General features: G+C 65.5%; 22 protein-coding genes and 1 pseudogene. 3 read left to right on the forward strand and 20 right to left on the reverse strand.

All coding sequences use genetic code 11. The annotated features are described in order from the left end of the window. Positions 1-39: 39 nt before the first annotated feature. Genes tsaD through BJP08_RS09645 form a run of 6 tightly spaced genes read right to left on the reverse strand, consistent with a single transcriptional unit; the run spans position 40 to position 4,975 of the window. The gene (gene tsaD / locus BJP08_RS09620) at positions 40-1,092 is read right to left on the reverse strand and encodes a tRNA (adenosine(37)-N6)-threonylcarbamoyltransferase complex transferase subunit TsaD (RefSeq protein ID WP_071569371.1); all 1,053 of its coding nucleotides are present in this window, start codon (positions 1,090-1,092) and stop codon (positions 40-42) included. Continuing rightward, entirely contained in the window at positions 1,089-1,562 is a 474-nt protein-coding gene (rimI, locus tag BJP08_RS09625) for a ribosomal protein S18-alanine N-acetyltransferase (protein WP_071569372.1), read from the reverse strand. Before rimI ends, tsaD begins: the two co-directional genes overlap by 4 nt. After that, positions 1,559-2,227 (reverse strand): tRNA (adenosine(37)-N6)-threonylcarbamoyltransferase complex dimerization subunit type 1 TsaB, encoded by a 669-nt coding sequence (gene tsaB, locus BJP08_RS09630; RefSeq protein ID WP_071569373.1) that lies wholly within the window; start codon positions 2,225-2,227, stop codon positions 1,559-1,561. Before tsaB ends, rimI begins: the two co-directional genes overlap by 4 nt. Next, complete coding sequence (locus BJP08_RS09635; protein ID WP_071569374.1) at positions 2,227-2,727, reverse strand: hypothetical protein; 501 nt, start codon at positions 2,725-2,727, stop codon at positions 2,227-2,229. The genes tsaB and BJP08_RS09635 overlap by 1 nt, the downstream gene beginning before the upstream one ends. A 20-nt stretch (positions 2,728-2,747) precedes the next feature. Further along, positions 2,748-4,295, reverse strand: a complete 1,548-nt coding sequence (gene alr / locus BJP08_RS09640; RefSeq protein WP_143110093.1) for an alanine racemase — start codon at positions 4,293-4,295, stop codon at positions 2,748-2,750. Between the two features lie 20 nt (positions 4,296-4,315). Then, on the reverse strand, positions 4,316-4,975 hold the full coding sequence (locus BJP08_RS09645; protein ID WP_071569376.1) for a GAP family protein: 660 nt from the start codon (positions 4,973-4,975) through the stop codon (positions 4,316-4,318). Between the two features lie 107 nt (positions 4,976-5,082). On the opposite strand from BJP08_RS09645, the gene BJP08_RS09650 reads away from it, so the two are divergent. Then, a complete protein-coding gene (locus BJP08_RS09650) occupies positions 5,083-5,937 on the forward strand; it encodes a dienelactone hydrolase family protein (RefSeq protein ID WP_071569377.1) in 855 nt (284 codons plus the stop codon). Here BJP08_RS09650 and BJP08_RS09655 read toward each other — a convergent pair. The 10 genes from BJP08_RS09655 to eccCa form a co-directional block, all read right to left on the reverse strand. Continuing rightward, entirely contained in the window at positions 5,926-6,231 is a 306-nt protein-coding gene (locus BJP08_RS09655; RefSeq protein ID WP_071569378.1) for a hypothetical protein, read from the reverse strand. The genes BJP08_RS09650 and BJP08_RS09655 overlap by 12 nt on opposite strands. Beyond that, the gene (locus tag BJP08_RS11725; protein WP_071569379.1) at positions 6,232-7,572 is read right to left on the reverse strand and encodes a hypothetical protein; all 1,341 of its coding nucleotides are present in this window, start codon (positions 7,570-7,572) and stop codon (positions 6,232-6,234) included. It lies immediately after the preceding gene. Continuing rightward, complete coding sequence (locus tag BJP08_RS09665; protein ID WP_071569380.1) at positions 7,566-7,880, reverse strand: hypothetical protein; 315 nt, start codon at positions 7,878-7,880, stop codon at positions 7,566-7,568. Before BJP08_RS09665 ends, BJP08_RS11725 begins: the two co-directional genes overlap by 7 nt. Before the next feature lie 134 nt (positions 7,881-8,014). After that, a complete protein-coding gene (glmM, locus tag BJP08_RS09670; protein WP_071569381.1) occupies positions 8,015-9,358 on the reverse strand; it encodes a phosphoglucosamine mutase in 1,344 nt (447 codons plus the stop codon). Between the two features lie 95 nt (positions 9,359-9,453). Further along, complete coding sequence (gene rpsI / locus BJP08_RS09675) at positions 9,454-9,984, reverse strand: 30S ribosomal protein S9 (RefSeq protein WP_070363052.1); 531 nt, start codon at positions 9,982-9,984, stop codon at positions 9,454-9,456. Then, positions 9,984-10,427 carry a 50S ribosomal protein L13 gene (gene rplM, locus BJP08_RS09680; RefSeq protein WP_070363053.1) on the reverse strand — a complete coding sequence of 148 codons (444 nt, stop codon included), beginning with the start codon at positions 10,425-10,427 and terminating at the stop codon, positions 9,984-9,986. The genes rpsI and rplM overlap by 1 nt, the downstream gene beginning before the upstream one ends. A gap of 195 nt (positions 10,428-10,622) precedes the next feature. After that, complete coding sequence (locus BJP08_RS09685) at positions 10,623-10,907, reverse strand: WXG100 family type VII secretion target (RefSeq protein ID WP_070477587.1); 285 nt, start codon at positions 10,905-10,907, stop codon at positions 10,623-10,625. A gap of 66 nt (positions 10,908-10,973) precedes the next feature. After that, on the reverse strand, positions 10,974-11,291 hold the full coding sequence (locus tag BJP08_RS09690; protein WP_071569382.1) for a WXG100 family type VII secretion target: 318 nt from the start codon (positions 11,289-11,291) through the stop codon (positions 10,974-10,976). A gap of 154 nt (positions 11,292-11,445) precedes the next feature. Next, positions 11,446-12,363 carry a type VII secretion-associated protein gene (locus BJP08_RS09695; RefSeq protein ID WP_071569383.1) on the reverse strand — a complete coding sequence of 306 codons (918 nt, stop codon included), beginning with the start codon at positions 12,361-12,363 and terminating at the stop codon, positions 11,446-11,448. Further along, complete coding sequence (gene eccCa / locus BJP08_RS09700; protein ID WP_071569384.1) at positions 12,360-16,016, reverse strand: type VII secretion protein EccCa; 3,657 nt, start codon at positions 16,014-16,016, stop codon at positions 12,360-12,362. Before eccCa ends, BJP08_RS09695 begins: the two co-directional genes overlap by 4 nt. Before the next feature lie 136 nt (positions 16,017-16,152). Between eccCa and eccD the strand changes: the two genes are divergently transcribed. Both eccD and BJP08_RS09710 read left to right on the forward strand, forming a co-directional pair. Beyond that, entirely contained in the window at positions 16,153-17,478 is a 1,326-nt protein-coding gene (gene eccD / locus BJP08_RS09705; protein WP_071569385.1) for a type VII secretion integral membrane protein EccD, read from the forward strand. 4 nt (positions 17,479-17,482) lie between these two features. Beyond that, positions 17,483-18,667: a S8 family serine peptidase gene (locus tag BJP08_RS09710; protein WP_071569386.1), complete on the forward strand. Its 1,185-nt coding sequence runs from the start codon at positions 17,483-17,485 to the stop codon at positions 18,665-18,667. Here the strand turns inward: BJP08_RS09710 and eccB are convergent. From eccB to rplQ, 4 genes and pseudogenes are all read right to left on the reverse strand, one after another. Then, a complete protein-coding gene (gene eccB / locus BJP08_RS09715; protein ID WP_071569387.1) occupies positions 18,664-19,917 on the reverse strand; it encodes a type VII secretion protein EccB in 1,254 nt (417 codons plus the stop codon). The two genes, BJP08_RS09710 and eccB, sit on opposite strands and share 4 nt — an antisense overlap. A 50-nt stretch (positions 19,918-19,967) precedes the next feature. Then, complete coding sequence (locus tag BJP08_RS09720) at positions 19,968-22,106, reverse strand: DUF6541 family protein (RefSeq protein ID WP_255364818.1); 2,139 nt, start codon at positions 22,104-22,106, stop codon at positions 19,968-19,970. A 56-nt stretch (positions 22,107-22,162) separates the two neighbouring features. Continuing rightward, positions 22,163-23,002 (reverse strand): tRNA pseudouridine(38-40) synthase TruA, encoded by an 840-nt coding sequence (gene truA / locus BJP08_RS09725; protein ID WP_071569388.1) that lies wholly within the window; start codon positions 23,000-23,002, stop codon positions 22,163-22,165. A gap of 152 nt (positions 23,003-23,154) precedes the next feature. Beyond that, positions 23,155-23,508, reverse strand: a pseudogene (gene rplQ, locus BJP08_RS09730) (50S ribosomal protein L17); the annotation flags it as partial. Positions 23,509-23,521: the final 13 nt, after the last annotated feature.

Here is a 23,521-nt window from a genome sequence, read left to right on the forward strand (position 1 = left end):
AGTGCTAACACTCAACATTGTGACGGCTCTCACCAATAGTTACTGGTGAACGAGCGGAATCTCCACTTCCAGCGACGTATCCGTCGCCACGGACAGCGCCGAAGGCTGCGCCCCCTCGTGGATGAGTTGGCCGGCCAGCGCTGCGATCATCACACCGTTGTCGGTGCACAGCCCGAAGCGCGGCACGCGCAACTCCGCCCCGGCCTTCTCGCAACGCTCCTGGGCAAGAGCGCGCAGGCGACTGTTCGCCGCCACGCCGCCGCCAAGCAGGAGCGTTTTCGCGCCGGTCTCCTCCAGCGCCAACATCGCCTTGCGGACGAGCACGTCGCACACCGCCTCTTGGAACGACGCACACACGTCCTCCACGTTGACCACCCAGCCTTCACGCTCAGCCTTTTCCACGTAGCGCGCCACGGCAGTCTTCAAGCCGGAGAACGAGAAGTCGAAGCGGTGCTCGCCCCGCAAATCGTCGGCCCTGCTCAGCGCGCGCGGGAACGGGATCGCATCCGGGTTACCCTTCGCAGCCAGGCGGTCGATCACCGGGCCGCCGGGGTAACCAAGCCCAAGTAGGCGAGAGACCTTGTCGTAGGCCTCGCCGGCGGCGTCGTCAAGAGTGGAGCCCAGCTCGCGCATCGGCTTGCCGACGGCCTCAACCTCCAACAACTGCGTATGCCCGCCAGAAACAAGCAAGGCCACCGAGTGCGGAAGCCGCTCCTGGCCCTCCAGGTTCGCCACCGCAACATGGCCACCGAGGTGGTTCACGGCGTAAAACGGCACACCCCACGCCGCCGCGTACGCCTTCGCCGCGGACGCCCCGACCAGCAGCGCACCCGCCAATCCCGGCCCGATAGTTGCAGCGACAACATCCGGGGCATCAATACCGGCCTCCTCCAGGGCTGCTGCCATGACCTGCGGCATTGCCTCAAGGTGGGCGCGGGACGCGATCTCGGGTACCACGCCGCCAAAGCGGGCGTGCTGCTCCATCGAGGACGCCACCTGGTTCGCAAGGATCTCCATGGTGCCGTCGGAGTGGACGTCGACAATTCCGACGGCCGTTTCATCACACGAGGACTCAATCCCGGCAACGATCATGCTTGCTCCCTTTCGCTCTTACGCGGGCGCATCATGGAAAACGCGTCCGCCCCAGAAGGTTGATAATAGTTCTTGCGCGTGCCAACCACGGAGAAGCCGTAGCGGTCATACATCCCGAGCGCCGCGACGTTGTCGGTGCGCACTTCGAGGAACATCGGGCCGTCGAGAAGGTCGGCGGCGTGGACGAGCTGATCCATCAGCTCCCTGCCCACCCCGCGGCGCTGCGCGGCGGGTGCGACCCCGATGGTGTGGATCTCGAACTCAGGGTCGCTGCGGGGGCCGAGCATCGCAAGGCCGGCGTAGCCAAGCAGCGCCCCCTCACCATCGAAGGCGCCGATATAGAACGTGTACGGCTGCGCGAACTGCGTCAGCAGCACCTCGCGCGACCACGGGGTCTCATCGGCGAACAGCACCGCCTCCAGCGCGGCGACGGCGTCTGCGTCGCTGGTTGTCAGTTCCCGGATATTCACAGTTTGATGTCCGGCAGCGCAGCAGAGCGCGGGCGCGGCTTGGGCGGCACGGCGTCCGGGCGGCGCAGGTACAGAGGCGTGAGCGGCCCGGGCGCAACGGACGAATCGCACGCGGCCAGCAGGCCACGCACGCCCGGCGCGAGATCACGTACCTCGCCAGCCTGGACCGGCACAGCCTCGCGCAGTGCTTCCGGGACGACAAGGAGATCTACCGCGTCGCCCTCGACCTCGATCGCGCTGGCGGCGCTGACGTGCGGCCCGTCGACGCGCGCGCCGTCGCGGTAGAGGCTCCAGTACACCTCGCGGCGGCGCGCGTCGGTGACCACCAGCACGCGTTTCCCGTCGGTGTCCCCGGCTTCGGCGGCAATGGCGTCATGGGTGCATACGCCGTAGACCGGCACCCCCAGCGCCTGCCCAAACGCGGACGCGGTGGCCATGCCTACGCGCAGCCCCGTAAACGGGCCAGGCCCCACGCCAGCAACAACGGCGTCGAGCTCACCGTAGGAGCGGCCGACTTCCGCCAGTAGGTCGTTGACAGTGGGGACCAAAAGTTCGTTATGGGAGCGGGTCCTGATCACCCGCTGTGCGTCCACGCGGCGCGACTGTTGATCGCCCACACCGACAACCAAGTCGTGCGTGGCGGTATCGAGCGCCAGCGTCAGCATTAAGCCGCTACTCCCATGACCCAGCCATTACCGTCCTTGTGGAACGGCAGCGGCGTGTTCATCGGGAACATCTCCGACTGCGGGATGGAACAGATGTTCACCTTGGAAAGCTCCACCTTATCCAGGTCGATCTCCGCGTTCTGGTCCTCCTGGAACAGCAGCATGTACCCCCAGTCGCCGGAGAAGTCGAAGCGGTCCTGGTCAAGTTTCAGCGCCTGCAGCTTGCTCAGCAGCAGCTGGTCAGGCTCGTTCGGGCACAGCGTGGTGAACCCGATGTAGTCCTTGTCGTAAACGCGAGTCAGGTCGATCAGCTGGCCCGCAACGGCTTCACCACCAGGCTTGACCTCTTCAAGGGAGCGGGAAAGAGAGTTCGTTGGCGTCGCAGCCGCCATCGGGGACGGCTTGGTCAACGGGATGAAGATGAGAGCGACGAGCACAATCACCCACAGCGCACACGCAATAGCGACCCAACCACGGCTAGTATTGTTCAGCTTCAGCATGGCTAACAGCCTACATCTTCCTATTCTGCGTGCACCCACCGCCATGTAATGATGCGGCCCTCACTGTCGTCGTCTCGCTCCACGAGTGTGGTGCGATCAATCGTGACCAAGAGGTACTCGTCACTGAGGTGAGCTGCAAGATCACCTCCCCACTCGGCCACCACGACACTGCGGTCCAGTTCCGACTCGAGGTCCAGCGCGTCGAGCTCACCCAGCGGGTCGCCGGATCCGCCCTCCCCCAACAGGCGGTAGGCATCAACATGAATTAACGACGCCCCCTCCGCCTCCTTCGCGCGGTGCTCCCTAGCGATGGTGAAGGTCGGGCTCGTCACACGCCCCTTGACCTGCATCCCTTCGGCAATGCCCTGCGTCAGGGTGGTTTTCCCGGCTCCGAGCGGACCGTCGAGAATCACCACGTCCCCGGCGCGCAAGGTCTCCCCCAGCTCACGCCCCAACGCCTGTGTTTCCTCGCGTGTCTCGCAGACGCGCCTGCCGCCGTACTCCCGCACTGTCCGTCCTTTCGGTGCACACAGCACCTCGTAGTGAATGGTGTTCGCCCGCAGCGCGAACTCGTCCGCGCTCACGCCGCCGACGCCGAACAGCACCGCCTCATCGCCTGGCGCGACCCCGGCCTCGTTCGCGCCCAGCCACACCACGATCTGGTCCATGCACACCCGGCCCACTTGGGGGTAGCGCGCCCCACGGATGGTGACGTCCATCCGGTCCTGCCAAATGCGCATCACGCCGTCCGCGTAGCCGGCGGGCACCACGGCGGTACACCCGTCCTCGGGCGCGGTCCATGTGCCCGAATAGCTCACCGGCTCCCCCGCCCGGATCGGCTTGACGGCGGTCACCGTTGCGACCCAGCTCATCGCAGGCCGCAGCCCGTTGTCGGTGCCGTCGATCGCCTCCAGCCCGTACAGGCCAATCCCGGGACGGATCTGTTCAAAGCGCGCGTCCTGCCTCGTCCACGTCGCTGGTGAGTTCGCCACGTGGTTCACCAGGTCCTCCAAGCCCGCCTGGTGCGCCTGGCGGAGCGCCTGACGGAACGTCGCCAGCTGGCGGTCCGTGTACGGGTCCGCTGGGTTATCCGCGCACGCAAAATGGCTCATCAGCCCAGCCACGCGGATCTGACCGGCACGCTGCGCCTCGGCGGCCATCGCGAACAGCTCCGGCCACTGTTCCTCATCCACACCCGAGCGGTTCATCCCCGTGTCGATCATCAGGTGCACGGTGGTGGCGAAGGGGGCGTCGATAAGCGCGCGCAGGTGCGCGAGGCTCGGCACACCCATCTCGATGCCCTCCACCAGCTCCTCCCCCGGAGCCCACAGCCACGCCATCACGGGTTTCGACGTCAGCTTCGCCACACTGGCCGCCTCCGCGATCGTGGCGCAGCCGAACGCATCCGCACCGTTCGCCTCCATGACGGGGACGCACTTCGCCGCTCCGTGGTTATAGGCATCCGCCTTCACCACACACATCAAACGCGCGCCACCAGCCTGACGACGCAACTGCCTCGTGTTATGCGCAATCGCCGCCAGGTCAATGCGAAGTTTCAAAGCGTTCATGGGCATCTATTGAACAACGATCACAGCAAATGCGCCACGCCGACTACCCCTAGCAGCAGCGATACTGCCCACGTTGCAGTCAAACCAACCGTATCCGGGTGTGAGCGCGCCCACGCGAAACCACGCCCGGCCAACGAGTCCGGCTTCGCCCGTACCCAACCGACCAGCAGGGCGCACAGCGTGGGTAGGGACAGCGCGACCGTCGCGTAGAGCACCAGGAAGCTGTACTTCGTCGCGGTATCGATGCCCGTCGCGGAGAGCACCGCGAGCCCGCCGAAGAACGGAAACGACGTCGCCGACTGCACGATCCCCAGCACGAACCCGGTCAGCACCGTCAGCGCATTGGGCGCGCGCAGCGGGCGCATCACCCGCTCAACCAGCGCGCGGTTGTCTCCCCCGCGAAGCGCCAGCACCGCAGTCAGCAGGCCAGTGGCAATGAGGAGCCACCCAAATATGGGACCTTCGACGAACGTTTGCACAACCGGACCGAGCCCATCGAAGACGAAGAGCATCACCGCCGCGAGACTCGCCACTCCGAGCCAGTCGCCAGCAATGAGCAGCGCCGTGATCTTCGCGTATTGGTGCTGCGCTTGGGAGGCAACCACCCCGACTGCCACGATGACACCGATCAACAGCACGTTGATGGAATCAATAAACGCAAAGGACAACGCTCCAAGCATGTAACTCTCCTTCTGCGCGACTCCATCTCGAACTGGTCCCTAACCCTAAACTACGAAAACGCTGAAGCGCTATTTCAGTACTGCAGAATTCAAGTAGGGTGGGTTGCGTGTCTGCGAATTTGAAGAAGTTAGCTGAACTGTCCAAACGAGGCCCACACAAGGTACTGGAAGGCGATCTCGGATACACCGGGTTGCCCGGCAAGGTCTACACTCCTGCTGAGGGCAAGAATCTGCCCGCCGTCGCCTTCGGCCACGACTGGCGCCAGAGCGTCGACGACTACCACGGCACGCTGCGCCACCTCGCCAGTTGGGGGATTGCTGTCGCCGCTCCAGATACCGAAAAAGGGTGGCGGCCCGACCATGCTGGCTTCGCTGCCGATCTAGAGACCGCCCTGCAGATCCTGACCGGCGTGCGCCTGGGCAACGGCAAAATTAGCATCCACCCGCAGCGCCTCGGCGTTGTCGGCCACGGCATGGGTGGCGGCGCAGCCGTACTCGCCGCGGTAGAAAACCCGAAGGTGCAGGCAGTCGCGGCTATTTACCCGGCGAACGTGGCCCCCTCCGCAGTAGAGGCGGCCCGGCGCGCGCTTCGCCCAGGTCTCATCATCGGGCCCGGCGAAGACGGCGACTCACTCTTTGACCCGGGTAACCCTGCCAAGCTCGCGTACAACTGGGCGGGTGAAGTGGCCTACCGCAGCATCAAGAAAGGCGACCAGCAAAGCTTCTCGGAGGACACACTGACCAAGCGTCTGCTCGGCCTGGGCAAGTCAAGCGCCTCGCTGCAGACCACGGTGCGTGGTCTGCTCACGGGGTTCCTCCTCCACCAGCTCGCCGACGAAAAGAAGTACGCTTCTTACTCCGCCCCGGATGCCACGGGAAAAAACGTGACGTCCTACACCGGTGAAGACCTCGCCGAACTGGCAGGGCTTACCAAGGACGACAGCCTCTTCTCATTCTTCTAGCACTCCGGACTGATCGGGACGCCGCACATCTACTGAGGCATCCGCGGTGTTCGGGCGCGCCTCGGTACGGATCGAGGCGATGCCGCCCTGGACCGGTCGGCGAATCGGGAACAACCGCTCACCGCCCTGCGGAATGACGACCGGTTGGCGCTTATATCCAAGCGCGGCAGCGCGCCGCTGCTCAGTCAGCATCATCTCCATTTGGCGATGGTGCTCAGCGATCATCTTTTCAAAGTTCTCCATCCGCATCGCCGTGCGCTGACGGTACTCCGCTGCAAACCTTGAGAAATCCATTTACCATTCCCCCAATTTCTTGACGCCCCAAGCATCAGTCGGGTGTGTGTCCTCTGACTGCTGCTCAGCGTGTTGTTCTGATGATGCCTCCGCTGCGGCCGGTGCTGTCATCGCTTGCTTTTCTGCCGGTACCGGTGGCTGCTCCACCTGGCCGAGGTGCTCTGGCGGCACGAATACCCCGTTCGCATCCATCTTCGGAGCGGGCGCAGGAGCGGGTTCGGGCGCAGGTTCGGCGACGTCACACGGCACCTCTACGGTCTCCGTCGCGCACTGCCACGCCGCATCGATGTTTGCGGCAAACACGTTGATGCTCTCGATGACCACGGCCGCACCCGTTTGCGCGAACGTGCCCGTAAAGGCCTGCGCGGTGTCACACTGCTGCTGGATCGGCGCAAACAGCGCTGCTGCATCGCGGGTCATGGCCTCGATTGGTGCGTTGACGTGCACGTCAACATCGAAATTGAAGGCCACGTTCAACCCGGCCGCGCCTGCCAGGGCCGCCGATGCCGACTGTGTACCGACGCTCCCCAAAGAGATGAGGCGCTCGCATGGCTGCGGCGCCGTCGGCGGTGCTGGTGCTGGGGCCGGCGTCGACGGTGGTGTTGGCGCAGCTGGAGGTGCGGGTGCTGGGGCCGGAGGCGCAGGCGGCGCAGCGACGCTCACACTCGCGGCCGCCGTGGCCGACGCTGCAGCAGCCACAGCCCCAACTGGCTTCCCTCCCGGTGGCTGGCTACACGGCTGCTGCACTTCCTCCACGCACACCGCGATCGCGTCGAGGCACTCCGAGACCGCCACGTTGCATTCCTTCGCCGTCTGGCTCGCCTGCCGCATCGCCTCCACCACCACCTGCACCAACGGCCGGATCAGGGTTGCGATCCCCAGCTTCGCCAACATCTCCAGGTGCGAATGAGCCAGGGTGATGAACTGTTCTATGGCCAGGTTCGACGTCTTTTTGACGTCGTCAATCGTGCAGCAGCACGACGTGATCGAGCTACCCAGTTCGTTGAGACGAGCGAAATGGCGTTTCTCCGTATCTGCAGAGCACCGCTCCCGCGGCCCCACCCCGATCTGCTCAAACCACTCGCTGCTGCCCGGCGTGTCCCGGCACGGCGACTTCAACGAGAACCTGTAGCCAACGGCGTCACAATTGAACGCGCTCAGCGAAACGCCGACCTGGCGGAACCCGCCCAAGTCTTGGCAGCGTGTGTTTTGTAATTCCCGAATGACGTCCCTCGCCAGCGCCTGCAGCTCGTCACGTTCGGGCCCTTCGAGTCCTGGGGCCGTCGCAACGGACTGCGAGAACCGCTGCACCCCCTGCTCCACAACATCGCTGGTTACCATGCGCCACCCACCCCCGAAATAGCGTCAGCAGCGTCCTCGTCAGCGCCCTGGACCTCCTGGGCAAGGCTTCGGATCCCTTCCCACTGCTGTGTTCGCTCCTGCAGCAGCCGAAGCGAGTCCGCATAGACCTCTTGCACAGCCGTAGTGATGCGCTGGCCTTGCTCCGCAAACCCAGCACCAAAATCGCTGACACCCAGGTCGGGTTGCTGGCGGGCAAAGTCAGTGGCGGTGTCTTCGTAGGCGGAGATGGCGTCGGCAAAATACGACCGCACCGCGTCAACGTCGAGGTTGACGCCGCTGTTGTTCACAGTGCTTACCGTGTTCAAAATTTCCCCCAAAATCCACGTCGACCAAAAGCCGACAGCTCTAACAGGTTCCCCTAGTTAGACTCCCCCAACGGCCCCGCGGTTCCCCGCGAGGCCAACATTTCTTACAACGGACTCTACACTGCCGCGACGACCGCCGCGAGGCGACCCGCCACCTTTCGAGCCTGCTCTTCCTCGGCGGCCTCCACCATGACGCGGAACAGCTCCTCCGTGCCCGAAGGACGCAGCAGTACGCGGCCGGAGTGGCCAAGTTCTTCCTCGGCCTCAGCGATCGCCGCAAGCACTTCCTGCGAGCTCATGATCTTCGACTTCTCCGACACAGGAACATTGATGAGCACCTGGGGAAGCACCTGCATCACCTGCGCGAGCTCCTTGAGGCTCTTGCCGGTTTCAGCCATCTGCTCCATCAGCAACAGTGCGGACAGGGTACCGTCGCCTGTGGTTGCGTGCTCCGGGACCACAATGTGGCCGGACTGCTCGCCACCCAGCGAGTAGTCCCCACGGTTGAGCTCCTCCAGGACGTAGCGGTCGCCCACCGCGGTCTGCTTCAACTCGATGCCTTCGCGCTCCATCGCAAGCGTCAGGCCGAGGTTGCTCATCACCGTGGCAACGAGCGTGTTCTCGCGCAGGGTGTGCTCCGCCTTCATGCCGCAGGCAAGGATCGCCATGATCTGGTCCCCATCGACGATGTTGCCTTCGGCGTCGACGGCGAGGCAGCGGTCCGCGTCACCGTCGTGGGCGACGCCAAGGTCCGCGCCGTATTCGACGACGGCCGCCTGGATCTTGTCCATGTGGGTGGAGCCGGAGCCGTCGTTAATGTTGAAGGCGTTCGGTTCGTTGTAGATGGCGACGACCTCAGCCCCGGCAGTCTCATACGCCTTCGGGGCGACCTCAGAGGCGGCACCGTTCGCGCAGTCCACGACTACCTTGATGCCTTTGAGGCTGGTCCCCATGGCTTCCTTGAGGTGCGCCAGGTAACGGTCCTGGGCGTCCGGGGCCTCCTCGATCACGCGGCCGATACGGGTGCCGGTTGGTCCGCCGTCCTCCAGCGTGTCCAGGGTGCGCTCGATTTCGTCCTCCACCTCGTCAGGTAGCTTGCGGCCGCCAGCAGAGAAGAACTTAATGCCGTTGTCCGGCATGGGGTTGTGGGACGCGGAAATCATCACGCCGATATCCGCACCGTAGTCATCGGTAAGAAACGCCAGCCCAGGAGTGGGGATTACTCCAACGCGCAGGACATCCACGCCTTTCGACGCCATGCCCGCAGCCATCGCAGCCGCCAGCATCTCACCGGACACGCGCGGGTCGCGGCCAATCAGCGCCGTGGGGCGACGCTTTGAAGCCCCGCGATCCTTCGTCAGTACGGTCGCGGCGGCAGCACCGAGCTTCAGCGCCAGCGACGCCGTCAAACGCTCATTGGCGAGACCACGGACACCATCAGTTCCAAACAATCGAGTCATGCTGTTTATTATGCACTACCGACTGTTATACAAAAACAACAACCGCCCACCCGGCGAGTGCCAGGGGGCGGTTGGTGATACAACCAGCGTAGTGATTAACGCTTGGAGTACTGCGGTGCACGACGGGCCTTGTGCAGACCAGCCTTCTTACGCTCGACCGCACGAGCGTCACGGGTGAGCAGGCCAGCCTTCTTCAGGGTTGGGCGCTCAGCCGGGTTGTAGATGTTCAGCGCACGGGCAATCGCGAGACGCAGCGCACCGGACTGACCAGTTGGGCCGCCACCCTTGATGTTTGCCTTGATGTCAAACTGGCCCTCGCGCTCGAGCAGGGTCAGTGGCAGCAAGATGTCCTGCTGGTGCAGCTTGTTCGGGAAGTAGTCCTCGAACTCACGGCCGTTAACCGTGATCTTGCCTTCGCCCTCAACGACGGTCACGCGAGCGATTGCGCGCTTACGACGACCAACGGTCTGGATTGGGCCCTCGTGCAGCGGTGCAACCTCAACGGTGTCCTGGGTCTCCTCGACCTCTGGAGCAATAGCGTCACCGATGGTGTAGTTGAACTCTTCCGTCGCCGCGGTTGCCGCGTCGATGTCGGTCTCAGCTGCGATGTTGTTCTGATCAGCCATTACTGTGCCACCTGCTTAAACTCGTAGGTTTCCGGCTTCTGAGCCTCGTATGGGTGCTCGGAGCCGACGAAGACGTGAAGCTTCTTGATGGACTCGCGGGAAAGCTTGTTGTGCGGCATCATGCCCTTGACAGCTTCCTCGATAACGCGGTCCGGGCGCTCGTCGAGCGCACGACCAAGCGTCATAGCAGTCAGACCACCCGGGTAGCCGGAGTGGCGGTAGCGCATCTCACGATCGCGCTTGTTCGAGGAAATGTGGACCTTCTCGGCGTTGATCACGATGATGTGATCGCCGGTGTCAACGTTCGGTGCGAACTGTGGCTTGTGCTTGCCGCGCAGGATATCCGCTGCGGTCGACGCAAGCTTGCCCAAGACCACGTCCGTGGCGTCGATGACGTACCACTTACGGGTAATGTCACCGCTCTTTGGGTGGTAAGTAGACATGCATGACTCCTTCAAGTCTGTCTAGTTGGCTGCCGGCCATAACGTATAAAACTGTGCGCTGTATCCTGCTCAGACGGCGGCCGGTGGAGACCCGACAAGCAGCACGGCACACAAGCTGGAAACCTTACAGCACAAAACGCTGAACAGCAAGACGCTCCCCCTGGCGCCTTGCTGTTCAGCGGCTGCTATGTGTTGTTATCCCCAGCTGTTCGCCGCGGCGTTGTTGACAGCCAGCATGGTCGAGTTGCCGTCTTCGACGGTGCTGGCGATCTGGTTCAGGATGGTGTTGAGGTCCTCAGCGGCTTGGTCCCACTTCGCCTGGTGGGCCTGGTAAGCGGATGCTGCGGTACCTTCCCAGGTCTGCGCCATCGGCTGGATGATCTGCTTCAGCTCATTGAGCTGGCTGGTGATACGCGTCGCAGACGAGCGCATGTCCTCGGCTGCGTTAGCGATCTGGGCGAAGTCGTACTTGATTTGCATGATAGATATGTCCTTTTACGTTGGAAAGATGGTCGTTGCGTCGGCTTTCAAAAAAGCCTGGCAGGTTTAGAGCGCCAAGCCTGCTGAGCCGGACAGCAAGCGGAAATTGTCGGTATTCGTAGCGTCGGTGCTCTCGTAGTTCTTCGCGTTGTCGCGAATGTTGTTCGCGATGTCACGCAGCGCCTCGGAGAGGCGACGCTGCGCGTCGTCGTAGCGGACCATCAAGTCATCGAAGCTGCGCTGCGCGTTGCCCACCCAGTAGCTGCGCGTGGACTCTGCGACCTGCTGCACGCGGTCGATCTCTCGGTTGACGCTTGCGTTGGTGTCGTCTGCCCGATCGGCAGTTGCGCGCATGACGTCGGCTTCTGTTCTGAACTGTTCCATGTTCAATCCCCCTACTAGGTACTGTGTCTTGGTTGTAACGACAGCGTTCCAAGCTGTTCATAGAGTTGGACGCAAAAACCTGCGTTCCGGTTCCCTCAATGTTGAAGAAACTTTTCTTCCCGCCCTCCCACCATCTTTCGCCTGCGAGTTTGCCTCACCCCTCCCCTGCCGGTGGCGTGAATTCAGCGGTATCGAAGGCCATCTGACACGTCGCTTGCTGCACTCGGCTGGGTGCTTGCCGCGTTTGGCACGCCACAAAGAGTTGGTAGGAGTCGTGCGCCCAGGTGCGCCACAGCGTTTCGGCGCCGCCCGGGGCAACCTCGCGGTAGGTCACGGCGTGGAGGTTGTGGTCCACGAGCGTGAGTTCGGGGTCGCGCTCGATACCGCCGAGCAACTGGGACACGAACTGCTCGGGCGGCAGCGTGTAGCGGTTCTCTGCGGAGATCAGTACGCGCATGTCGGGGTCAGCGCCGGTGGCCATCCACCCCTGTTCATGCTGCGCGAGCTGGAACCCGGGAGGCAGCTCAATCGCCAGGCCGTCTTGCGCGAGTCGCACGGCGGTCGGCTCGCTCGCCGCAGAAGGAGCAGGACTTGTCGACGCCCGCGAGGCCACCGACTGGCTATGTAACACAGTTGTCGACGTTGCCCCGGACCCGGCCTGGGCTGTGGTGGGCGAAGATGGCGTCGATAAGAAACGAAAGAGCACAAACCCGCAGATAGCCGCTACCGCGACTACGGCAACGCCGAGGGCAACGAACGGCCACCACGCGCGACGCGGCGTAAGGTCAGCGGCGGTGATCGCGGGCTGCTCCTCAGTCGGCGGGTCAACCTCCACTTCGAGGGGCTCGGCGGCGATGGTGACGTCGTAGCCGCTCAGGGCCTGCTCGAACTGGTCGAGGTCCTCGGGGCTGGCAGCGATCTGGATCACCGCGCCTCCCGGGTTGGGCCCGAAGAGCCCACGCACGTACTGCGCAACTTCCCGCGGGCCGGGCGCGTCGAAGCGGTGCACGTTGGCGGCGCCGGTGAACACGGTGTTCGTGGGCGTCATGGTGATGCGAAGATCGGGTTTCATAGGGTGGCTCCTTCGGAGTAGGGTGCAGCGACTTGGACCAGGCCTCGGGCCTCACCTGATTGGACGAGCAGGCCTCGACCGGGTGGTTGCGGGGCTGGGCGCACCCCGAAGAGCGCGCCTTCGTCCCTGGTGCCGTCGAGGATGACTACGTCGGGCAGCAGGTCCTTCAGCGAGGACAGGAAGCTGCCGAACATGGCACGCGATACGCCACCGAACTTGCGGGCAGCCACCACGTGCAGGCCAATGTCGCGAGCGTGCGGGAACAAAGTGGCCAACTCGCGCAGGGTGTCCTCCGGGACCAGCTCGAGATCATCGATGACGAGGTAGAGCTCCGGGCCCTCCCACCAGGAACGCTGCGCCAGCTGCTGCGGGGTCACGTCCGCGCCGGGCAGCCTGCCGCGCAGCGTGGTGATCAGCGCGCTCACCGCCTCATCGACGGCGCTGGTCGAGGCCGCGTAGGCCGCCACCATGTCCGGGTTCGCCCGGCCGAGGTGCGTGCGGCGCACGTCCAGAATCACCATGCGGGCCTGCTCACGGCCCATGGCCTCAATAGCGGTGATAGCCGAGGCAATCGCGGTGGACTTACCGGCGCCACTCGCGCCGATGACGAGCAGGTGGCCAGACTCGCTCCACAGCGGCGCAAGGCGTGGCCCGCCGACACCGAGCGGCAACCGTTGCCCGCCAGGGGTGAGCAGCTCCGCCACCTCCACGTGGTGCGGCAACACCCGCAGGCGCGGCACCGGCGATTGGCCCTGCGTCGCGGCGCGCACGTGGGCCACGTCCTGCGCGGAGGTATGCGCGACCAGCATGAACGCCCCTTCCTCTGTGATGCCTCGACCGGGCAGCGCCGGCAGCTTCGCCTGTACCTTCCTATCGATGACCGAATCCATCGGCTCAGTCAGGTGCAGCTCAATCCTGGTGCCGATCACGTCGCGCACGTTCGCGCGGATCGCGTTCCAGCGCTGCGTGGTCACCACCAGGTGAATGCCGACGGCCGGCCCCTCCGCAGCGAGGCGCGTCAGCGGCTCGCGCAGGTCCTCCGTCTTCGCATCTGGTGCGAGCAACGTGTGCCAACCGTCCACGATCAGCACGGTGTGGCGGTTCGTGCGCCGCTGCGGGGCGTCGAGGACCTCCACCAGCTCGTCAACGACGCGGCGCACCCGCTCCTCGTCCGTGCGCTGCGCGACGCCCGCCACGTGCGGCAGCTCGGACAGGTCGCTGAAGTCACCGGAGCCGGCGTCAATAATGTAGAAGCACAGCTCGTCCGTGGTGTGCCGCAGCGCGAGCGACGCCACCATCGTGCGCACCGCCATCGACTTGCCAGTCTGCGGCCCGCCGGCGAGCGCCACGTGGCCACCTGCCACCGACAAGTCCAGCACGAGCGGCACCTGGCGCTGCTTGATCGGCTCGTCAATCACCCCGATAATCGCCTGCAGCTTCGGCATCGACTCACTGCCACCGTAGACCTGCGAAAGCTCAATCTGTGCAGGCAGCGGTGGCAACCACACCTGGTGCGCCCGCATCCCCAGGGCGTTCGCGACCTCCCTCGACTTCTCGACGACCGCCTCCAACAACGTCGTCGTCACATCAGCATCGACGCCCACATGTTCCTCCGCGTCCTCCACCCGCGGTGGCTCCCACCCGTGGAACAGGCGCACCGCCGCGGCCGCCTCTCTCCTGGTGACGCCGCGGGCCCGCTCCAACGGGCCCGACACGTACGCCGCGCGAAAACGCTCCAGCTGGCCAGAGCCCGTAGACAGGAAGCCCGCGCCGGGTTCGCTGGGTAGCTCGTAGGCGTCCGGCACGCCGAGCACCTGCCGCGACTCGGCCGCTGAGAAGGTCTTGAGACCGATACGGTAGGAAAGGTGCGAGTCCAGCCCGCGCAGCTTGCCCTCCTCCAAGCGCTGGGAGGCGAGCAGCAGGTGCACGCCCAACGAGCGGCCAAGTCGGCCGACGGCCACGAACAGGTCAGCGAAGTGCGGGTGTTGGCTGAGCAACTCAGAAAACTCGTCCAAGATGATGACCAGCGCCGGAAGCGGTGCAAGGTCCTCGCCCGCGAGCCGGGCCGCGGTGTAGTCGGTGATGTTGGCGAAATTACCGGCCTTGCGCAGCAGCTCTTGACGCCGGTTCATCTCACCAGAGATGGCGTCGTACATGCGCTCGACCAAGATGGACTCGTCCTCCAGGTTGGTAATTACCGCCGAGGTGTGCGGCAACGACTCGCAACCAAGAAACGTTGCGCCGCCCTTGAAGTCCACGAGCACGAGGTTGAGCTCCTCCGGCGAATGCGTGGCGGCGAGTGCCACCACGAGTGTTCGTAGCAATTCTGATTTACCGGACCCCGTCGCACCAATGCACAACCCGTGCGGGCCCATCCCTCCCTGGGCGGACTCCTTCAGGTCCAGGTAGAGAGCCTGGCCCTGGGCAGTCGATCCGATCGGGACCATGAGGCGTTGGCGGGTGCCGTCGCGCCCGGTCCACATGGTGTGCTCGTCCAGTTCGGCGATGTCGTTGATACCAAGCATCGGGAGCAGCTTGCCGCCGTGGGAGGCGCTTTCGGCGCTAAGGAGCTCCGGGCGGCGGTAGAACGCGAGCTGGCGCGCGATCAGTTCCGCCTCCGCGACGCCGATCCTGTCGGGCTTGCCCAGAAACTCCAGGCCCATCCCGGTCAGCGCGTGGAGTTGGTCGTCGCAGACCAGGTGGAACGCATCCTCGTCCACCAGCCAGTCCGGGTCCGGGTGGATGACGAGCACACACACGTTCTCGCTGCTGGCGGCGCTGGTGCTGAAGGAGATCACGGAGGGGTGGGTGGTGGCGTCGAGAAGTATGAGCTGGAATTGTGCTGCCTCCGGCGTGGCGGAGTGCGGCAGCCATTTCGCCCACGCGAAGTCTGCTGGAGCCTGGGTGGCGTCGATGCCGACGAGCTCCGGGCCGTGGAAGAACGCCAGCTGTGCGATAATCGAGCGCGCGACCTCCGCCGCACGTGGCCCTACCAGCGTGATCACTGGAAACGCGTTGAGTGCCACCACGATCGGCATCTCTTGGACCGTGTTGACCGCAGCGACCGTCCTGCGCAGGCTCACCGCGCACACGGGGTCGAGGTCCTCGGGCGAGCCTGGGTCGTCAACCTCGATCGGGGTGTGCAGCGCGACCGCCCCGACGCCGATCCGCACCTGTAGCGCGTACGGGGAGGCGGCGTGCTGCTCCCAGACGCGCTCCGCAGGCACCGCCGTGAGCAGGGCGTTCGGTGCCGGGTGGAGGTATTCGGCGTGCTCGCGCTGGACCTCGGCGTTGCTTCGCGCTCGGTGAGCGAGGGCGTCCAGGTGGCGCAGGTAGACCCGGCGCGTCTCGTCGATGTCGCCTTGGCGTTCCTGTGGCGAAAACATGGTGACCATGCCGAAGAGCATCATGACCGGGAAGATGAGCATCATTGGGCTCACGGTGCGCCCGGACATCACCATCAGCGCCATCACAGCACCAATGGCAACCACCATGACCACCGGCAGTAGCACTTTCAGCAGCGGCATCGGTTGGTCCTTGTGCGCCTGTGGCACTGCTTCGGCGCGGAGTTGCCCGGTCGGCAGTGGTGGTGGCGGCGCGAGTGTGTGCGCCGTCGATGGTGTCACGACTGGTTCGTGGTCAAGACCAAGCATGCTTTCCCCCTCATGCATTCCCCGGTTGCGCAATCCCCCTCGCGCAACTTCTGCATGCATTCTAGGCGATGGTGCGCTACATTGTTCAAGTTAAGCGCCAAGTCGCGCATTTGTTTGTTTTCCGGGGGGATTCATCGTGGCAGTTTCTGCAACGCATCACATCGTGCACGTCACCATTCGTATCGACGTCGCTTCGCTTCACCGCGATATCGACCTCAGTTTGCCGACGTCCTCGTCGCTCCAAGAACTGATACCCGAGATCGCGCGTTTTGTGGAGCTGCCGCAGTTGCACCGCCCGTGGGAGTTCACCAGCGTGGCCGGTATCCCGCTCGACGGGCATGCGCCGCTATACCAGCTGAAGATGAGAAACGGTGCGACGGTGGTGATGCGCCCGCAGGAGCAGCCGTCGCCTCCCGTGATCCGCGACGCGGCCCATTCGCTCAGTGCGGCCGCGGCCTCTGCGCGCGACGTGCGTGGCCTGCACATTGGCGCGACGATGCTGGGCCTGCTGTGTATTGCAGCGGTGGCTGGCACGGTCGGCGGCTGGGCGTTCGGCGCGGGCCTGGCGGCTGCGGCGGCGCTGGTGTTGTCGCTGGCGGCGCGAAGCAGCGCGGTCTACGTGGCGTTTCTGTGCGCCGCCACGTTCGGGGTGGGCGCCTGGGTGGCTGGTCCTCCTGCGGGCTGGGGCGCAACAAGCGACACCGCGATCGGGATGCTCGCCGCGGCACTCACCACCGTGGCCTGCGTGGTCATAGGCGCGATGCTCAGGCTGTGCGGCCCGGCCGTCGCGACGTTCGTGGCGGTGTGCGCGTTGCAGCTGGCGGCGGCTTCGCTCGGCGCGTGGCTGCCGCAGCACCACGCGGGGGCGGCGGTGGTTGTGTTGCTCGGGCTGCTGTTGGTGATGCTCACGCCCCACATCGCGACGGTCTCCGCGGGCCTGAAGGTACCACGCATTCCCACCGCAGGCGAGGACTTTGACCGCTCGGATGTGTACCAGCATGACGTCGATACGCGCAGCCAGGCCGCACTGACCGTAGCGGCCGCGATCGCGTGCGCCGTGACCACCTGCTGCCTGCCGGCGCTCTACGGCATCGCAACGATGGACGTCGCGCTGGGCTGGCGCGTCGCACTCGCCGGTTGTGTGGCGGGCGCGCTGCTCATCCACGCGGTGCGCCACCACTACCCCACCCCGCGTATCGCGCTGACGGCGCTCGCGCTCGGCGCGCTCGGCGCCGTGGTGCTCGCCACCGTTGTCGAGCCCAGTCCGCACCCCGCCTTCCTCGTTGCCGCGGGCGCCATCGCCGTTGTGTGCGCCACCGCGATCATCTGGTCGCGCCACGTCCCCGACCTCGAACCCACCACGGTGGTGTGGTTCGAGCGCGCCGAGGCCGTCGCCATCATCGCGGTCATCCCGCTCGCGGTGCACCTCACCGGCCTGTTCGACCTCATCAGGGGGCTCTAAGCCCATGCGCCCCCTTGCTTCTCGACACCTCTTCGCTACCCTCTGCGTCCCGCTCGCCGTTGGTGCGACCCTGCCCATCGCGGCTCCGGCTCCGCCTGCGCTGGCCCAGGACTACGCCTGCGCCCGGCCCGCCCACCTGCAACCAGACCGCGACACGCCACCGGAACCGGATCCCTCTGTCGCCGCCGCGCGCCGCCACGCAAGCGGGCGCGGGGTGCGCGTCGCCGTCATCGACACCGGCATCGCCCGCCACCCACAGCTACCGCCAGTCACCCCGGGCCGAGACTTTGTCACACCCGACGACCCTGCCCCATTTCTCGATTGCGACAGCCACGGCACCGTCGTCGCCGGCATCATCGCCGGTCGCGACCTCGGCATCGCCCCCGCCGCGCAACTTATTGCTATCCGGCAGACCTCCGCCCGCTACCGCGAAGAACACGCTTCTGGGTCCCTCGCCACGCTCAGCCAAGCGATCCACAACGCACTCGATGAGCACGCACGCGTCATCAACATCTCCGTTGTCTCCTGCATGGCACCCTACCTCGCCGCACGCCTCGACACCCAAGAACTCGACGCCGCACTCCACCGCGCCGAAACCTCCGGCGCCGTCATCGTCGCCGCCGCCGGAAACGCCACCAACGAATGCGCCGACGGCTTCGCCGTCTTCCCCGCCCACATGCCCACCGTCCTCGCCGTCGGCGCCCGCGAGGACACCCACGCCGTCGCCGACTACTCAATCCCATCCCCCAAGCCCCCACTGTCCGCCCGCGGCACCACGCCCGTGGTCCTCGCATCCGACGGCACAGGCTTCGCCACCGGCGTCGCCGGGGAACTCCAACCCGACGGCACACCAACCATCCAACCCTACGTTGGTACCAGCTTCGCCGCGCCCATCGTCAGTGGCGCCATCGCCCTCCTCCTCGAGCGCTACCCGCACCTCTCACCGAAGCAAATCCGCGAGATCGTCTACGCCGCAGCCGAACCACACGGCGGGGCGCTGCGCCCAGAAGACATCGTCACCCAACTCCCACCCACGCCACCCCGCGCGGCCACCGTCACCGCCATCGACGCACCACTGCCCACCACCTCGCTCGCAGCCCGGCGCGCCGGGTTGGCACTCGGCGGGCTCTTAGCGCTCATCGCGCTGACCATCGTGGCGCGCTCCCTGCGCGGGGACCGCGTGCGCTAAGACGTCACCGGTCGCAGCGCCACGGCCCGCTCGAGCGGCGCGCCAGCTGGGAGCAGCGACACGATCTGCCACGGCGCGTCCTCCGTATGGCGCACACCGATCAGGTCCAGCGTGGCCTGCCCCGCCACCTCGTGGCGGGTGCCCTCCGGGGAGACCACGAGCAGCCCCTGCCCTGTATCCACGCCGACGGCGCCCTCACGCAGCCCCGCGAAATGGGTTGCGGTACCGGTCCCCGCCAGCGCAATCGCCCCCTCAAGCACTTCACCTGCATCCTTCGGCCAGATAGCGGCGTCATGTGTGCCGTTCACGCACACCGTGTCCTGCGCTGGCTGTACCCAGCGCGGCGCCTCGTGCGGGATGCGCAGGTCCAGTGGTGGCTGCGCGTCCGGGTAGTGCGCGATGTCTGCGCGGTTGACGTTGCGGGAGGCGGCGCCGGCGTCGAGAAGCACTTGGGCCGCGGTGTCCGAGACTTGCTGCACACCGCCGTGCTCGGTGAGCACCCAGGCGGCCTCCGGCGTGCGCAGGACTTCCGGAAGGCGCGGCGGCAGAACAAAGGCCGGGCCCTCGCGCAGCGCGCCGAGCACCGCGTTCGGCGGCGACCAGCGTGGCGTCGCGCCGTCGATGCCTAGTGCGCGGCGCATGATGCGCCCCTCCGGCGTCGTGGATGGCGGCAGCTGCCTGCGACCGTGCGCGTCGACGACCCACTCGCGGTGATCCGCCACCGCCAACACCGCTGTGCCCTGCGGCAGCGGCGCCGCTGCCTGACCCGCGACCACCGTCACTTTGTCTTTTCCATGGCATGCTGACCAGGCGTGCGCCTCCGTCGCCTCCGAGGCGAACATGCCGGGCGCCGCGACGATGCCCACCGGCAGGCCGCGCGGCACCGTAGCCAAGTAGTCCCCGCCGGCCCGGGCGGGTTCCGCCGACTCCCCGGCGATAAGCCGAGCGGAGGTCAGATTCGTCACCGGGTGCAGGGTGCCGTCGACGCGCACGTACAGGCCACCGTCGGTAGCGCGCACGATGGGGGCTTCGCCGGGGTGCGGGTTGGGGCTCATCCAGGCGAACAGCCCCATCACCGCGGCAATCAGCACGACGCCGACCGCCCCGAAGATCCCGGCGCGCCGTCGCGCCGCCAGCGGGTCGTGGATCATCCGGATGTCGCCATAGATAAGGCCGTGCTCCACGCGACGCTGCATAAACCTGTGCCCCGACACCTGCGGTCGCGTTGTTGGCAACAAACGTTGCTGCATTAATTCCCCCAAATGTTGTATCCCCCGATAACGAATAACGCTGACTTACCCTACCAAAGCTCCAACGGTTCCGAGCCGTGCTTGACGGCGTCGCGCTGCATCGCACGAAGCTCTGCGCGCGTAAACGCTTCGTTGACGGCGAAGATCAACGTGTCCCCCTTCACGTACACCGGGGTCAGCCCACTGTTGGCCGTGCCGTTGTTCAAGTTCACGCGCGGCGGCTGCTGTGCCCAGAACGACGGAGGCGAAGCGATGTAGAACTTGATGTTCAGCCGTTCAACAGCCCGGTCCACCGCGTTCTTCGCAGTCGCGTCGCCGTGCTCCCCGCGTCCGAGCATCTCTACGTCGAACAAGGCGGTTGCGGTGTCGTCGCCACGCGACTTCGCCGGCCACAGGTAGTGCCGGGAGAGCGTCGGCACGCCGTTGTAGGCGTAGATCCACGAGTGTCCGTCCGCGGGCTCGCCGTAGGTAACGCCTTCCCACGCCGCGGGCTGCGTCGCGAGCCAGTCGAACGCCGCCAAGTCATTGTTGTTCACCATCCGCCCGCTGATACGTGGGGCGGTGGAGATATTCTCCGCGGCCTGCGCCGTACTCGCGTGCACGACGGTCGCAGTACTCGCCGCAACCACGAGCGCCACAAGCACCGCCCCAATTGTCGACGCCCCCTTCGCCACCACCGTCCCGACACGCTCCGCGACCGGCGCCAACGTCAGCATCCGGATGATTACCGCCAGCCCAATTGCCGCCGCCGCGATCACGCACATCACTACCGGCAACACCAGGCGGTGCGCCGTGTTGTAATGCAGCCCAGCAATCAGCGACGGCACCACATCCAGCACCGGAGGAAGCGGCGCGGCCGCCTGCACGACCGTGGTCAGCGAGAGTGCGTAGAACACCACCGGCCAGACCTGTCCACGCCACACCACGAGCGCCACCGCCCCTACCAGCGCCAGCCACAGCAGCACCGTCGGGTTATAGTTCGGGAAGTACTCAGTGACGTGGCGCGTGTCCATCGTGATCGCAAGCGCCCACGGGTTGGGAGCCTTGCCGTCCTCCGGGGTGGCCCACCCCGCGACCTCCTGCGCCTGCTCGGACCCGGCAAAGACCTGGGGCAAGAACAGCACCGCGCCGACAAACGCCGGGGCCACCAACCAGACCGTGTCAACGAGGCGGGAACGGACGGGGCGAAGTAGCGTCGAGAAGCACCAGGCGAAGGCCACAGCGAACGCAATCGTCGTCACTGGCGACGGGTGCACCGCCACCACCCCGAAGAATCCGATGGCCGCAGCGAACGCAGCATTGTGGTGCTTCGGCACCTCCAGGAACTGCCAGATCACAATGCCAGTGAGCGCAACCGCCATCATGTACGGCCACATGCCGACGTAATCCGACACCCACATCAGCTGCGGCGCACCATAGACCAGGATTGGTGCAAACCCCGCCGCGATCTGCGCCGTCAGCCCCCGCGACCGCAGAAACGCAAACACCAAACACGCCACAGACATACACGCCGCCACCGACGGCACGATCGCCTGCGCCACGTTCAACGCGGGGATCGGCGCCATCCCAGCAGTCTTTGCAAAGAGCGCCACGCCCGCGTGATAGCCCGAGGGGTACAACAGCGAGCTGTGCGTCTCCTGATACATCAGCTCACCCATCCGCGTCGGCGACGCCACACCCTCTTCCATAATGAAACGCACCGTATTGGCGTGCCACTGCGAGTCCCAGCCCTGCACGATGTTGGCCAGGCCCAGCGGCGTCTCCTCGAGCCAGCGCAACTTATCGCTGATCAGCATCGCCGAGCCCACCAACACGCCGAGCAGCGGCAGCACCCACGTGGGATCAAGCACGCTGCCTTCGCGTCGCTCCTGCGGGGTCCCAGGCAACAGCGCTCGGCTCCACGACAATGCGTCAGCGCCGGCCCAGCGCTTTCGGGCGCGCCGCGCGAACGCGCAGCGCCAGCCAGCCGCACACAACACCGCGAAGACCACGCTCACCGAGAACGTCCACGGCGAAAACTTCGCCGACGTCAGACCCCACGACCACGCACTGAGCCCAATGATGCCGAAGCTCACGGGTATCGACGCCACCACCGACGCCGGCACCCGCATCCCGGAAACAACGTTGACCACAAATCCGGGCAGCACAAACACAAGCACAGCAGCTAGAAACATCCCGGCAGTGACCACACGTACTCCTTCGCGCGCTCAGAACAGTAACGATGAAATCTTATCGCTTTAGGCGCTCAGAGCGAACGCCGATCGCGCGTCGTTGCGGCGCGAGCCGCCCACTCCCGCTCCGGCGGGTACACAACATGGTCGAACGTGAGCCCCTTCGAAGGGGCGAGTGGCACATCCGCACGACGCTCGGTCGCGTCCAACAGCCCGGTCGCCCACGCGAGGTCGCGCTTGCCCTGCCCGACGGTCAGGCACGTCGCCGTCAGTGCGCGCACCATGTTCCAGCAGAACGCGTCGGCGCTAATGTGCGCCTCGTACAGTTGCGGTTCCGCCTCCGTGGATGCGTCCACCCACCGGAAGGAGTGCACGTCGCGGATCGTCGTCGCGTGTGGGCGCGGCTTACAGAACGCCGCGAAGTCGTGCAAACCGAGCAGCACGTCGGCGGTCTGCTGCATCAGCGCCAGATCAACCGGCCTGGCCCACACCGCGGTGTCGCGGGCGCGCGTCGGCAACGCCCCGGCGGGGCTGGTAGTGACGCGGTAGATGTAGTGACGAGCCAGCGCGGAGAAGCGGGCGTCGAAATCAGGGGAAACCTCGCGCACCGAGTGCACTCGGATGTCCTCGGGCAGCAGCTTCGCCAGGCGCCGCACCAAGCGGGCGGGGTCGCCGTCCAGCGAGCGTTGTTGCAACGCCTCCGGGTCGATGTCCGCGTGCGCCACCTGACCGCGGGCGTGCACCCCCGCATCCGTGCGACCGGCGACTGTCAGCGCAACGGGGTGACGCAGCACCAATGCGAGCGCATCCTCCACGGTCGCCTGCACTGTTCGAAGGTCCCCCTTCTGACGGGCCCAGCCGTGGAAGTCGGTGCCGTCGTAGGCGATATCGAAACGCAGGCGCATCGTGTTCATTCGTACCAGGCTAGCAAACAGGAGACGCACCGCTGGAATGCGAAAACCCCACGCCACACCGTGTGGGTGGACGCGGGGCATCGTGCTAGCGAGCCAGAAGAATTGGCTCAGCGGAGGATTTAGTCCTCCTTGGCAGCCTTCGCCTCAGCTGGCTCCAGAACCAGGGAAATCTGGGTCATTGGAGCGTTGTCGCCGGAGCGAGGTGCAACCTTGATCAGGCGGGTGTAGCCGCCGTCACGGTTCTCGAACTTCGGTGCAAGCTCGTTGAACAGGTGTGCAACGATCTGTTTGTTCGGAAGCTTCGCAGCCACAGCGCGGCGTTCCTGCAGGGAACCACCCTTCGCCTTGGTGATCAGCTTCTCTGCGTATGGGCGAAGTGCTTTCGCCTTTGCATCGGTCGTCGTGATGGCGCCGTGCTCGAACAGGGACTGCGCCAGGTTAGACAGAATGTGCTTCTGGTGGGCGGCGGACCCTCCGAGACGGGCACCCTTCTTCGGGGTAGGCATTTTCGTACTCCTC

This window comes from Corynebacterium sp. NML140438 (genome assembly GCF_001875725.1).
Taxonomy (GTDB): domain Bacteria; phylum Actinomycetota; class Actinomycetes; order Mycobacteriales; family Mycobacteriaceae; genus Corynebacterium.